Origin of the sequence: Flavisphingomonas formosensis (assembly GCF_009755815.1) — a bacterium.
GTDB classification, from domain to species: domain Bacteria; phylum Pseudomonadota; class Alphaproteobacteria; order Sphingomonadales; family Sphingomonadaceae; genus Flavisphingomonas; species Flavisphingomonas formosensis.
Genome location: NZ_WRPK01000005.1, coordinates 220,948 through 234,226, shown reverse-complemented (window position 1 = coordinate 234,226; position 13,279 = coordinate 220,948). Strand labels below are relative to the sequence as shown.

Genomic DNA, 13,279 nt, shown 5'->3' with positions numbered 1-13,279 from the left:
TAGAAACAGCAGGGAGAAGAGCGTGGCGGCCGCAGCCTCGATCAAATGCCCTCAGGTCCGCGCCGCGCCTTCCTCGCAACGGCGAGCAGCGCTTCCTCCTCTGCCTTCTCGATCGCCACCGCCGGCTCGCCGCTCTCCTCCGGATCGATATCGATCGGGGCGCCGGGCGTGGGCTGGCCATACCGATCAACGCCGTGCGGCTCGTCCTCAGGCCCATCGCGCGAAGCCGAAGCCCTTTCCTCTTCCCGCGGACCGGTGCGATCGGGCATGCGGGCAGACTGGCTGTGGGTCATGGTGCATCTCCTCAAACGGCATCAACCGCCGAGGGGCACGGATGATCCAGCCGCTTGCTCAGCCCGTCGCTGACGGCAGGCCTTCGATCCAGTTGACGACGCGTCGGTACATGGCCGGCGCGGTCGGCGCGACGAAGACGTGATGGCCAGAGGTCGGCAGCACGATCAGCGTGAAATCCGGACAGGCCCTGTAGTCCGAGGCGAGCAGATGCGGCGGCCCGGTGATATCCCGGTCGCCGACGGCGAGGAAGACCGGCACGTCCACCCCACCCAGTTCCTGCCGCACGCTGCCGGGCGTCATCGCATGGACGCCCACCGCCATCACCACTCGATCGTGCACGGCGCGCAGCGCGCGGCTGGCGGGGGTGTCGTCATAACGGACCGGCGGCTCGACATAGGCCTGGCCGCCAGAGCGGTCGCGCGCGAACTCCACGATGCGCGAGCGTCCGCCGTCCGGCTCATCCAGCGAGGCCAACTGCTCGGGGGTAAGTTGCTCGCGCAGCCCGCCGGTGCCGAAACAGAACAGGATCATCGCGTCGAAATCGCGATACAGCGCCTGCTGCACCACCGCGATCACCGCGCCCGCCGAATGGCCGCCGCCGACCAAGCGCAACGTGCCGAGGTCGATCCCGCCCACCGTCATCGTGCGCAACCTTTCGAAGGCGCGGTGGATCAGCTGCGCCTCCACCTCGGTGGTGAGAGTGAAGCCGTCCTCCGGCCGAGTGCTGCCGCCGACGCCGACGGGATCGACCGCGACGACGACATGGCCGGCGGCATTCATCTCCCGCGCGAAGCTGAAGCGTGTGCCGGGTCCGCCGTCGAGATCGAAATAACCCCGCGCAACGCCCCCGCCCGGCAGGCAGAAGAACAGCACCGCATCCGCCGCCGGCCGCGCGGGCAGATGCACGTCGATCGCGACGCGGTTGGCCGGCCCGCCGGGCAGATGCGGCCCGACGTCGATCAGAAGCTCCGTCTTCATCGGCCGGGAATCGTGCCGTCGGATGCCATATCCTCTCCCTTCCCCACGTGGCCGAATCCGCGCACCAATCCCGAACGGCGTCAGGCCGCGAATTCGGCGCGCACCACGCGCCGCAGCAGCTTGCCCATCTCGTTGTACGGCAGCGTCTCGACGAAGCGGATCTGCTGCGGCACCCGCGACGAGCGCAGCCGCGCGCGCACCCACGCCTGCAGCACCGCCGCCTCCACCATGCCCTCGCGCACCACGATCGCGGCCGCGACGCCCTCGCCCCAATCATTGTCCGGAATGCCGACCACCGCGGCATCGCTGACCGCCGGATGGGCGAGCAGCACCTCTTCCACCTCGCCCGGCGAGATATTCTCGCCACCGCGCACGATCACGTCGTCGGCGCGTCCATCCAGGAAGAGATAGCCGCCGGCATCGACGAAGCCGCGATCGCGCGTGTCGAACCAGCCATCGGCATCGAGCAGGCTGCCCAGTCCGCCATATTCGCCCGCCACCTGCGGTCCGCGCACGAGGATGCGGCCGACCTCGTCCGCGCCGAGCGATCGCCCCGCTTCGTCGCGCACCGCGATCTCCACCGCCGGCAGGCTGCGGCCGACCGAGGCGAGGCGCCGTCGGATCAGCGGATCGGCGCTTCCCGCCGCCTCGCGATGATCGTCCGGGCCGAGCAGGCAGATGGTCGAGCTGGTCTCGGTCAGGCCATAGGCATTGGTGAAATCGACGCCGGGGAAATGTGCCATCGCCCGCTCGATCACCGGCAGCGGCATGCGGCCGCCGCCATAGGCGATAGAGCGCAAGGCCGGAACGTTCGCCGCCGCGCCCGCGGCGTCGAGATGATCGACGATGCGGCTCAACATGGTCGGCACCAAGAAGGCGTTGGTGACATGCTCCGCCCGGCACAGGCGCAGCCATTCGGCCACGTCGAAATTAGGCAGCTGGACGATGCGGCGGCCCGCATAGACCGAGCTCAGCAGCGCCGAGACGCCGGCGATATGATAGGGCGGCACCGAGACGAGCGTCGCGCTCTCCTCCTCGGCGGCAGCGAATTCCACCGATCCGACGATGTAGGAGAAGAGATTCTCGTGCCGCAGGATCGCGGCCTTGGGCTGGCCGGTGGTGCCGCTGGTGAACAGCTGCACCGCGATCGTCTCGTCGGCCGCCTCGTCGAGCGCCGGCTGGGCGGGATCGCAGGCGGCCGCGAGGAAGGCGGCGCGGTCGATCGTCCGCACCCCCTCCGGCAGCGCGACCGCGGACGCATAGTCAGGATCGGCGACCAACAGGCATGGCGCGATCCGGCCGATCAGCGCCGCCAGTTCGTCGCCGGTCAGCCGATAGTTGAGCGGCACATAGGGAACGCCCGCGATCGCCGATCCGAACAGCGCCACCGCGGCGGCCGGGCTCGCCACCGCGAGATGGCCGACGAAGCGCACCTGCGCCGCGCGGATGGCGGCTGCGCCGCGCCGCGCGGCGGCAAGGAGTTCGGCATAGGTGAGCGAGCGTCCGTCGCAGCTGATGGCCGCGCGATCGGGAAAGGCGTCCGCCGCCATTTCGAGGAGTGTCGCGATGTTCATGGATCAATCCGAGCTGGGCAGCGCCTTGGGCTGCTTGGTGGCAAGCGCGACGCCATCGAGCGACAGGCTGCCGGCGCCGCCTTTCACGCAGAGCAATTCCAGGCTCTCGTCCGCATTCACGTAACGCTTGCCCAGCAGCGTGCCCTCGGCCACGGCGGGATCGAGCGTGCCCGACGGCGTCTCGGCCATGTCGATCATCGCAGCGCCGCCGCAGCGGAGATCATGCTCGCCGGGGATGGGCTTGATCACCATCACCTGCGTGTCGCACACGCTGCTCTTGAGCTTCTGACCGGCCTTCAGGACACGCATTCACTAAACTCCCGTGGGTTGGGCACCGCCTTGGCTGCGGCGCCGTTGCTCGTCTTCTCGATCGAACGGATCCATGCGGCGGCCCGCCGGGTGAGCGTATCGATCGAGGGAAAGGCGAAATGGCTGTGGCCGGTATCGGCCAGAATATGGAGCGTGATGTCGCGGCTGCCGGAGAACCAGCCCGGAACGTCGCGCGGCTCGGGACAGATATCGTCGTCGCCGAACAGCAACAGCAGCGGCACATCGATCGCCGCGGCCTCGGGCGCCCAGCCTTCCGGTATCATCGTGAAGGAGCCGACTACCGAGAGGATAGGGGTGCGCACCTGCCGCATCCAGGCGATGGCGGCGGGATCGCCGCCACGGAAGATGGCGCGGCTTCGCGGATTGGATGTGAGGACGAGGCGGGGCGCGATGCCGAGCGCCCTCATGCGGTCGACCAGCTCGCCCCGCGCGCGATCGGGATCGCCGGCAAGCGGGTGCAGCCCTGTGTCGAGCTCACTGATGAAGCCATAAGGGCCCGATCCGAGGATCAGCATCGCGTCATAGGGCCGATGATGCGCCTGCACCCAGCCTGCCACCATGCCGCCCATCGAGTGGCCCACGCCGATCGTCCGGAAGGACGGCACCGGCGGATAGCCGTCGAGGCCCGCCCGCAGCCGCTCCGCCATCGCCGCGACCGCGGCGGCATGCGCCGCGGTGACGCGGGCGGGATCGATCATATAACCGTCGTCGACCGGCGAGCTGTCCCCGGCGCCGAGATGGTCGAAGGCGATCGTGATCCAGCCATTCCGCGCCATCGCCTCGGCAAAGCTGAAGCGCCGGTCGTTCGGACCGCCGAGATCATAATAGAGGCGCGTCATGCCGCCCCCGGGCGCGCAGAACAGCACCACCGGATCGGCCGCGAGATCCACGGGCAGCGGCGCGACAATGTGCACGGCCAGCGTCGCGCCGGGCAGATCCGGCACCGCGCCGCCGACGGCCACGCGCGCGCTGAGACGCAGCGTTTCACCCATGGCGCGGTCCTTGCGCGGCGCGGAGACGCACACGAGCCCGGGCTGCTGGGCAAGAGCCGCCCTCCCGCATGTCGCCATCCCTCGGCCGCGCCGCCCTCATCCCGATCGCTCTCCCGGCTCACGGCCCGTCCGACCGCCCTATGCCAAGGCTCGCATGGGGCACGGCGGGGAGAAAGATCATTTTCCGACACCAGAAAGGAACAGAATCTGCCTTTTCTCCCAACGCTTCTCCGCGGCGCCACAAAGCGTTTGTCATCCCGGTCCGTGGTGATAACGCTCGCCGAAATCAGCCGATCTGGAGAGTGTTGTGAAGGTCATCAGCCGGCGCGACGGCACCGTCGCGGTGCTCGCCGTCGCCAATCCGCCCGTCAACGCCCTGTCGATCCGCGCGGGCGTGATCGACGCGCTGCGCACAGCGGTGGATGCCGCGATCGAGGATGGCGATGTGGCCGCGATCGTGATTGCCGGCGAAGGGCGAATGTTCTCGGCGGGCGCGGACATCGCCGATTTCGATAGCCCGCCTGCGACACTCGACCGCTTCCGCGATCTGCTGCTCCGCATCGAGCACTCGCCCAAGCCGGTGGTCATGGCGATCCATGCCGTCGCGCTGGGCGGCGCGCTGGAGCTGGCGCTGTCGGGCCATTACCGGATCGCGACCGAGGATAGCCGGCTCGGCCTGCCCGAAGTCACCCTCGGCGTGCTGCCCGGCGGCGGCGGCACGCAGCGGCTGCCACGCCTTGCCGGCTTTGCGCGCGCTATCCCGATGATGGTCGGCGGCGGCCCGGTTTCCGCACGGGAGGCACTGGAGATCGGATTGGTCGACGCCGTCGTGGACGGCGATCCCGTGGCCGGCGCGCTGGCCTTCATCGCCGGACGGTCACCGCTCCCGCCGCGGCCGACGGGCGCGCTGCCGGTGCCGCCGGGCGGCGCGGAGGCGGTCGCCGCCGCCCGCGCCAGGCTGAAGCCGGGCGCACTCAACCAGGCGCCGGCGAAGATCGTCGATTGCGCCGAGCAGGTCTTCACCACCGATTTCGCCAGCGGCCTCGCCTTCGAGGCCGCCGGTTTCAGCACGCTGGCCGCGACCGAGGGATCCAAGGGCCTGCGCCACGCCTTCTTCGGCGAGCGCAAGGTGGCGCAGATCCCCGGCCTGCCGCGCGAGACGGCGCCTTTGCCGATCGACCGGGTTGGCATCGTCGGCGGCGGTCTGATGGGCACCGGCATCGCCATCGCGATGCTCAATGCCGGCCTGCCCGTCACCCTCGTCGAACCGCGGGCCGAGGGGCGCGACAAGGCCGCGGCGAAGATCGCCGTTACCATCGGCCGCGATGCCGAAAAGGGCCGCATCAGTCGGCAGGAAGCCGATCGCCGCATCACCCTCCTCACGATCACCGATGCGATGGACGCCGTCGCTGACGCCGATCTGGTGATCGAGGCGGTGTTCGAGGAGATGACGGTGAAGGAGGGCGTGGTTCGCGCACTCGATCGGATCGCGAAACCCGGCGCGATCCTGGCCAGCAACACATCGATGCTGGATCTCGATGTCATCGCCGGCTTCACCGGTCGGCCGGACCATGTCGTCGGCCTGCATTTCTTCTCGCCCGCCAACATCATGAAGCTGCTGGAGATCGTCCGCGGTCGGGAGACGGCGCCGGTGGCCCTCGCCACCGCCCTCGCGCTCGCCCGGAGGATCGGCAAGACCGGCGTGATCGCCGGCAATTGCGACGGCTTCATCGGCAACCGCATGTTCGAGGAATATCTTCGCCAAGCCTATTTCCTCGCCGAGGAAGGCGCTCTGCCGCAGCAGATCGATGCCGCGCTGGAGGCGTGGGGCATGGCGATGGGGCCCTATCGCACGCTCGATCTCGCCGGGCAGGACGTCGCCTGGAGCGTGCGCAAGCGCCGTGCCGTCGACCAGCCCGACCGCCCCTATTCCTGCTTTCTCGACCGGCTGTGCGAGCAGGGGCGGTTCGGGCAGAAAACCGGCGCCGGCGTCTATCTGTACGCCGACGGCCGCACCGCCGAGATCGATCCCGAGATGGAGACGCTGCTCCTCGCCCATTCGGCCGAAAAGGGCATCGCCCGCCGCCCGATCGGCGACCGCGAGATCGTGGAGCGCTGCCTCTTCGCGATGATCAACGAAGGCGCGCGGATCGTCGCGGAAGGCATGGCTTATCGACCGGTCGACGCCGACATCGTCTATCTCAAGGGCTATGGCTTTCCTGCCGAGCGCGGCGGCCCGATGCATTATGCCGACCGGATTGGCCTGCCAGTGCTGCTGGACGCGCTGCGCACCCTGTCCACCCGACGCAATGGCTGGGCCTTCGAACCTGCACCACTGATCGTCGATCTGGCGGCGCGGGGCGACAGCTTCGAAACGCTCAACGGATGAGGGCGGGCATGAACGATCGCGGCATCTCATGAGCGGTAAGGGCCTCGGATCGATACACAGCGGCGCCGAGATCGCCGCCCTCTCCTCCACCTTGCCGCCGCGCGAGAGCTTCGGCCCGGAGAGCGATCGTCCCTGCCTGGTGCTCCGCCTGGCCGATGCCGATCCCGGCCTCGCCTCCTGGCTCACCACCCTGCCGTGCCCGGTGATCGGGATCGGCCACGGGCCGCTGGCGGAGTCGTGCGACATCCAGCTCGATGACGAAAGCGCGCTGCCGCTGCTCGTCGCCAATATCGCCGAAACACCGCTCGCAGCGATGGTGCTGGTCCAACTCCTGCGCACCAGCGGCACCTTGCCGGAGGCCGAAGCTCTGATCGCGGAGAGCTTCGCCTATGCCACCATCCAGGCCGGCCCCGAGTTCCGGCGCTGGCAATCGCGCCGCTCGATCGCCTCGGCGACGATGCTCGAACCCGGACCGCCGGTGATGATGGAGCGGGACGGCGGACATCTCACCTTGACGATGAACCGGCCGGCCAGCCTCAATGCAATCGGCATCGAGATGCGCGATGCGCTGGTCGAGGCGTTCGACATGGCCTCGATCGATCCCGATATCTCGACCATCCTGCTCAAGGGCCGCGGCCGCTGCTTCTGCATCGGCGGTGACATCCGCGAATTCGGCCAGGCGAGCGATCCCGCCACTGCCCACTGGATCCGGACGCTGCGCCTGCCTGCCGCCTCGCTGCCCAGGCTGCGCGACCGCCTGACCGCGCGCGTACAGGGGGCGGCGATCGGCGGCGGCGTGGAAATCGCCGCTTTCGCCCGCCGCATCGTCGCAACACCCGATGCCTGGTTTCAGCTTCCCGAGCTCAAATATGGATTGATTCCGGGCGCCGGCGGCACGGTCAGCCTTCCCCGCCGCATCGGTCGACAGCGCACCGCCTATATGGCGCTTTCGATGCGCCGCATCTCGGCTCAGGTCGCGCTCGCCTGGGGCCTCATCGACGCGATCGAGCCCATGGCCCCGGCCAGGGCCAGGGCCAACACCGGCCGAAAGGCCAACTGACCGCCTCTTCTCCCCCTTCCCGGAGCCGATGGATTCACCATTATTTCGATCGGGAGTCCTCCGCCGCGCGCGATGAAGCCTATGCTGCGAGTTCCAGCCTGTTCCGCCCCGCGCGCTTGGCGCGATAGAGGGCCTGATCCGCGGCACGCAGAATTTCGGTTGGCGCACGGCCGTCGACCAGCGCGATGCCCGCGCTCATCGTAATCCGGATGGGGCCGCCGCTGATGGCGTGGACGGCGCTGTCCTCGATCTCGCCGCGAAGGCGATCGCAGATGCCGCGGACCATGGCAGCATCGACGTTGCGCAGCAGCAGCGCGAATTCCTCACCACCGAAGCGTGCGAGGAAATCATCGGGGCGAATCAGGCCGCGCGCGATATCGGCAAAATGGCGCAGCACATGATCGCCCGCATCATGCCCCCAGCGGTCGTTCACCTGCTTGAAATTGTCGAGATCGATCAGCGCGAGCCAGATGTAGCCGCCAGACCTTTGCCGCGCGTCGCCGACACAGCGATCGAGCGCTTCATCGAAGGCGCGCCGGTTGGGGAGATTGGTGAGAATGTCGGTATTGGCGGCGCTTGAGAGCGTCAGCTCGATCTCCTTATATTGCGATATGTCGCGCAGGCTGCTGACCACGCCGGTCAGATGGCCGGCCTCGTCCCGCACGGCACGCGAATACGCCTCGCACCAGAAGGGCTCGCCGGCCACGTTGCGCAGGCGCATCTGCGTGCGATGCGGCATCCCGCCGAGGGCGAGCACGTCCTCGATGCTCGCGGGGACGAAGAGGCCGTCACCGGCTTCGGCGAGATCACTCACCGAAAGGCCGATCAGAGCATCGGCTTGCACCCCCATCATGTCTTGCACAGACGGCGAGACATAGCGGATGACGCCTCCCCGATCGATGTTCAGCACGACGTCTATGGAGCGCTCCGCAAGCAGCCTGAAGCGCGCCTCGCTTTCTCGCAGCTTCTGAAAGGTGTGTCGCCGGGTCTGCAATTCGGTGGCCACCGGCAGTGCGATCAGCATGCAGCACACGATGTAGAATTGCAGAAACAATATCTGCTCGCCCCTGCCCGCATGCAGCAGCTGCATGGGGCCGTCGCCATAGACGGTGAGAGTGCCGCCGATCAGCACCAGCGCCAGCGTCGATCCCGCGGCGCCGATGAACTCGAACCGAAAGGCAGCCACCATCATCGGCACGATCGGCAGGAAGAGCAGCGGCCACCGATTTTGCCCGAAGACGCCGAAGGTGATAGCGACCATCACCGACAGCATGAGCATCGCGGCCCATCGTTCGACCGGCGAATTCGCCGCGAACCAGCGACGGATCTCACCACTGAAGATCCAGGAAACGACAGGCGCCAGGGTCATCGTGCCGAGACCGTGCGCGAGCGTCCAGCGCAACCAGTTGTCGAAGAATGCCGCACCGGTGAGACCTTGGATCAACACCGAAATCGGTATCGCCACCAGCGCGGGCGAGACGACCCCGACGATGAGCGCGAAAAGCCAGACCTGCTTCAGACCAGCCAGATTATAGCCTGTGATTCCGAAATATTGCAGCAGCACTGTGCCACACACCGCTTCCAGCATGAGGAGGGATGCCAGCGGAATCGCGCTTGCGAGGGGCAGGCCCGACCAGATGGTGGCCGCCATCGATCCGAAGAAGCAGCAGAAGAGGAAGACCGGCCAATCCCTGCGCGGTGCGTTGAGCAGCTTGCCGAGAAGCAATGCATTGGCAAACCAGACGAACGCGACTCCGCCGTCGAAGCGAGCGAAACGGATCACCACCGCGGACAGAGCGAAATAGCCAAATCCAAGCAGCGCACCGTGCAAGGCAATTCGCCGATACACTCTTCCTCCCAGACTCACGGCGCACGATAGCAGAGTCCGGTTAACCAAAGCTTCCTTGCCTGCCTCCGGATCGAATGATCAAAGTAGGCTAGCCGATCATCATGAGGCTGGCATTGCCGCCCGCTGCGGTGGTGTTGATAGAGGTCGACACCTCTTCGAGCAGCCAGTCGCAATGATAAGCGAGGCCGACCGCGCCATCCGCCGCATGCACCGAGACGATCGGCCCCGGCATCGCGGCGAGCTGCTCGGTCGCCGCGACCACCCGGCAGCCGGCCCCCTCCACCAGCGCCGCCGCATAGCCTTCATCCGATCTCGGCGCGAAAGTCGCGGCGACGCTGGCGGGAAGCCCCGCCGGCAGATCCATGCCCTCGACGAAGCCCCGGTTGCCGGTCGCGAGCACCGCGGCCATCTGCTCGATGAGTCCGTCGCGGGTTGCAGGCCGCATCAGGATGCGGCCGCGCGGATGCAGCGCATAGAGATTGCGCTCGCCGACCGGCCCCGGCAGCATCAGCTCGACACCAAGAGCCGACGCCTCGCCATAGCGGCGGACGATCGTGGCGGACTGCGCCTCGCCCTGCCCTTCCAGCCAGTCGGCAAAATCGTGAAGGGCCGAATCTAGATGTCCGGCGCGGGCGTCGAAGATCGGCGGCTTCGCAACGAGGCGGCCGAGATAGAGCGGGCCGCCCGCCTTCGGGCCGGTTCCCGAAAGGCCGCGGCCGCCGAAAGGCTGCACGCCGACGATCGCGCCAATGACGTTGCGGTTCACATAGATATTGCCCGCCTTCACTCGCGCGGTGACCTGGGCGATGGTCTCATCGAGCCGGGTGTGGAGCCCGAAGGTGAGGCCATAGCCGGTCTCGTTGATCGCATCGATCAGCTGCCCCACCCGCTCTCGCCGGAAACGGATGACGTGGAGCACGGGGCCGAACACCTCGCGTTTCAAATCCGCGATACTGTCGATCTCGATGATCGTCGGCGGCACGAAGGTGCCATGCGCCGCTTCCGCGGGCAGCGCCTGCTGCGCCACGCGCCGGCCGAGCCCGCGCATCGCTTCGACATGCGCCTCGATCCCCGCCTTCGCCTCGGCCGTGATGACCGGACCGATATCGATCGCAAGCCGATCCGTGCGGCCGATGCGCAGCTCCGCGAGCGCGCCTTCGAGCATGGCGAGGGTGCGGTCTGCGATCTCCTCCTGCAGGCAGAGGATGCGCAGCGCCGAGCAGCGTTGCCCCGCGCTGTCGAATGCCGACGCGATCACATCGACCACTACCTGCTCGGCCAGCGCCGACGAATCGACGATCATCGCATTCTGGCCGCCAGTCTCCGCAATCAGCGGAATCGGCTTGCCGGCGGGTGAAAGTCGGGTGGCGAGCTGGCGCTGGATCAGCCGCGCGACCTCGGTGGAACCGGTGAACATGACGCCGGCCGTCTCCGGCGCGGCGACCAGCGCGGCGCCGATCGCGCCGTCGCCAGGGAGAAGCTGCAGCGCATCGCCGGGGATGCCCGCCTCGTGCAGCAGGCGCACCGCTTCGGCCGCGATCAGCGGGGTTTCCTCGGCCGGCTTGGCGAGCACTGGATTGCCGGCGACGAGGGCGGCAGCGACCTGGCCCGTGAAGATGGCGAGCGGGAAATTCCACGGGCTGATGCAGACCACCGGGCCGAGCGGCACCTGGCCTGGGCCGAAGGTCGCACGGGCCTGGGCCGCGTAATAGCGCAGGAAGTCGATCGCCTCGCGCACTTCGGCGATGGCGTTCGGAAGCGACTTGCCCGCTTCGCGAACGATCAGGCCGAGCAGGATCGGCATGCGCGCCTGCATCGCATCCGCGGCACGATCGAGCATCGCGGCGCGTTCCGCGACCGGCACGGATGCCCAGTCGGAGGCCGCCGCCCGCCCCATGGCGGCGCGGGCCTGATCGGCCGAGGCTTCCACAACCTGCCCCACCACATCGCGATGATCCGCCGGATTGAGCACCGACCGCACTGTCCCCCGCCCGTCCGCCGAGGATGCCGCCCAGGCGATGCCAGTGCTCTGGCGCAACGCCTCCGAAAGCGTGGCGAGCGACGCTTCGTCGCTGAGATCGATGCCATCGGAATTGCGGCGATCCGGATAGAGGCCGGCCGGCAGCGCGATCTGATCGTGGCGCGCGCCGGGATGCGGCATGGCGCGCACGATCTCGACCGGATCGGCGATCATCTCCTCGATCGACACGGCCGGGTCGGCGATGCGGTTGACGAAGGAAGAGTTGGCGCCGTTTTCGAGCAGGCGGCGGACAAGATAGGCGAGCAACGTCTCATGCGTGCCAACCGGCGCATAGATGCGGCAAGGACGATCGAGCTTCGCCTTGCCCACGACCTGTTCGTAAAGCGGCTCGCCCATGCCGTGCAGGCACTGGAACTCATATTTGCCGACCGCAAAATCCGGCCCGGCGAGATGATAGATGGTCGCCAGCGTTTGCGCGTTGTGCGTCGCGAATTGCGGGAACACCGCATCGGGCGCGGCCAGCAGCTTCTTCGCGCAGGCGACATAGGCGATATCGGTATGGAGCTTACGCGTATAGACGGGGAAGCCGGCCAAGCCATCCACCTGGGCGCGCTTGATCTCGGCGTCCCAATAGGCGCCCTTGACGAGACGCACCATGATCCGCCGCTGCGACCGGCGCGCGAGATCGATGATCCAGTCGATGACGAAGGGGCAGCGCTTGCCATAACCCTGCACGACGAAGCCGAGACCATCCCAGCCGGAGAGATCGGGATCAAGCGCCAGGCTTTCGAGCAGATCCAACGAGAGCTCGAGCCGATCCGCCTCTTCCGCATCGATGTTGAGGCCGATGTCATAGCCCTTGGCGAGCAGGGCGAGCGTCTTCACGCGCGGCAGCAGCTCGCCCATGACGCGATCCGCCTGCGCACGGCTGTAGCGGGGATGCAGCGCGGAGAGCTTGATCGAGATGCCTGGCCCCTCATAGATGCCGCGCCCGTTCGACGCTTTGCCGATCGCATGGATCGCCCGCTCATAATCGGCATGGTAGCGCGCCGCATCGGCTGCAGTCGTCGCCGCCTCGCCCAGCATGTCGTAGCTGTAGCGAAAGCCTTTCGCCTCCATCTCGCGGGCGCGCTTCAGCGCTTCGGCGATCGTCTCGCCGGTGACGAACTGCTCGCCCATCATGCGCATCGCGAGATCGACGCCGCGGCGGATCACCGGTTCGCCCGCCCGCGCGAGCAGTCGCGCCAGCGCGGCGCCGAGACCGCGATCGTCGACGCTGCCGACGAGCTTGCCGGTGACCACCAGCCCCCAGGTCGCCGCATTGACGAACAGCGAGCGGCCGCCGCCGATATGCGAACCCCAATCGCCGTCGGCGATCTTGTCGCGGATCAGCGCATCGCGCGTCGCATCGTCAGGAATGCGCAGCAGCGCCTCGGCAAGGCACATCAGCGCCACGCCCTCCTGACTGGACAACGAATATTCCTGCACCAGCCCCTCGACACCCGTGCCGCGATGATTGGCGCGAAGCGTGCTCACCAGCGCGCGTGCGGTTTCCCGTATGGCGACGCGCATCGGCTCGTCCAGCGTCGCCGCCGCGATCAGCGGACTGAGCGCCTCGGCCTCGTCGCGTCGATAGGCGGCGGTGATCAACTGGCGAAGCGCGGACTGCTCGCGAATGGGGGGAGCGAAGGCGGCGAAGGGCGGCTGGCTGGTCATGGCGCACATCATAGCGACTCGGCTGGCGGCAATCCGACTTTTCAGATAGCTTCCACAGGCCGATATAACTTATATTCTCCTCATATTTAGGTGATGGTCGTGGAATATGGCGCATC

The 13,279-nt window shown here is 67.7% G+C and carries 9 protein-coding genes; 2 read left to right on the top strand and 7 right to left on the bottom strand.

Annotated elements, in window-relative coordinates; genetic code table 11:
- Positions 1–41 precede the first annotated feature (41 nt).
- The 5 genes from GQY20_RS15670 to GQY20_RS15650 all read right to left on the bottom strand — a co-directional run bounded on the left by GQY20_RS15670 (position 42) and on the right by GQY20_RS15650 (position 4,168).
- Positions 42–293 (bottom strand): hypothetical protein, encoded by a 252-nt coding sequence (locus tag GQY20_RS15670; RefSeq protein ID WP_157218050.1) that lies wholly within the window; start codon positions 291–293, stop codon positions 42–44.
- A gap of 58 nt (positions 294–351) precedes the next feature.
- Positions 352–1,272, bottom strand: coding sequence for an alpha/beta fold hydrolase (locus GQY20_RS15665; protein ID WP_157218049.1), 921 nt, complete (start codon positions 1,270–1,272; stop codon positions 352–354).
- Between the two features lie 80 nt (positions 1,273–1,352).
- A complete protein-coding gene (locus tag GQY20_RS15660; RefSeq protein ID WP_157218048.1) occupies positions 1,353–2,846 on the bottom strand; it encodes a class I adenylate-forming enzyme family protein in 1,494 nt (497 codons plus the stop codon).
- A 3-nt stretch (positions 2,847–2,849) separates the two neighbouring features.
- On the bottom strand, positions 2,850–3,155 hold the full coding sequence (locus GQY20_RS15655) for a hypothetical protein (protein ID WP_157218047.1): 306 nt from the start codon (positions 3,153–3,155) through the stop codon (positions 2,850–2,852).
- Positions 3,143–4,168 carry an alpha/beta fold hydrolase gene (locus GQY20_RS15650; RefSeq protein WP_157218046.1) on the bottom strand — a complete coding sequence of 342 codons (1,026 nt, stop codon included), beginning with the start codon at positions 4,166–4,168 and terminating at the stop codon, positions 3,143–3,145. The genes GQY20_RS15655 and GQY20_RS15650 overlap by 13 nt, the downstream gene beginning before the upstream one ends.
- 307 nt (positions 4,169–4,475) lie before the next feature.
- Between GQY20_RS15650 and GQY20_RS15645 the strand changes: the two genes are divergently transcribed.
- Positions 4,476–6,557: a 3-hydroxyacyl-CoA dehydrogenase NAD-binding domain-containing protein gene (locus GQY20_RS15645; protein ID WP_157218045.1), complete on the top strand. Its 2,082-nt coding sequence runs from the start codon at positions 4,476–4,478 to the stop codon at positions 6,555–6,557.
- 28 nt (positions 6,558–6,585) lie between these two features.
- Positions 6,586–7,617, top strand: coding sequence for an enoyl-CoA hydratase/isomerase family protein (locus GQY20_RS15640; protein ID WP_157218044.1), 1,032 nt, complete (start codon positions 6,586–6,588; stop codon positions 7,615–7,617).
- 79 nt (positions 7,618–7,696) lie between these two features.
- Here GQY20_RS15640 and GQY20_RS15635 read toward each other — a convergent pair whose 3' ends face one another.
- Both GQY20_RS15635 and putA read right to left on the bottom strand, forming a co-directional pair.
- Entirely contained in the window at positions 7,697–9,466 is a 1,770-nt protein-coding gene (locus tag GQY20_RS15635; protein WP_198350995.1) for a sensor domain-containing diguanylate cyclase, read from the bottom strand.
- Positions 9,467–9,554: 88 nt separating this feature from the next.
- A complete protein-coding gene (gene putA, locus GQY20_RS15630; protein WP_157218042.1) occupies positions 9,555–13,163 on the bottom strand; it encodes a trifunctional transcriptional regulator/proline dehydrogenase/L-glutamate gamma-semialdehyde dehydrogenase in 3,609 nt (1,202 codons plus the stop codon).
- Between the last annotated feature and the right edge of the window lie 116 nt (positions 13,164–13,279).

What these genes read in the sequence shown, in the direction of transcription:
- GQY20_RS15665 (WP_157218049.1), bottom strand. Translation starts at nt 1,272, where the DNA reads ATGAAGACGGAGCTTCTGATCGACGTCGGGCCGCATCTGCCCGGCGGG.
- GQY20_RS15670 (WP_157218050.1), bottom strand. Translation starts at nt 293, where the DNA reads ATGACCCACAGCCAGTCTGCCCGCATGCCCGATCGCACCGGTCCGCGG.
- putA (WP_157218042.1), bottom strand. Translation starts at nt 13,163, where the DNA reads ATGACCAGCCAGCCGCCCTTCGCCGCCTTCGCTCCCCCCATTCGCGAG.
- GQY20_RS15655 (WP_157218047.1), bottom strand. Translation starts at nt 3,155, where the DNA reads ATGCGTGTCCTGAAGGCCGGTCAGAAGCTCAAGAGCAGCGTGTGCGAC.
- GQY20_RS15660 (WP_157218048.1), bottom strand. Translation starts at nt 2,846, where the DNA reads ATGAACATCGCGACACTCCTCGAAATGGCGGCGGACGCCTTTCCCGAT.
- GQY20_RS15650 (WP_157218046.1), bottom strand. Translation starts at nt 4,168, where the DNA reads ATGGGTGAAACGCTGCGTCTCAGCGCGCGCGTGGCCGTCGGCGGCGCG.
- GQY20_RS15640 (WP_157218044.1), top strand. Translation starts at nt 6,586, where the DNA reads ATGAGCGGTAAGGGCCTCGGATCGATACACAGCGGCGCCGAGATCGCC.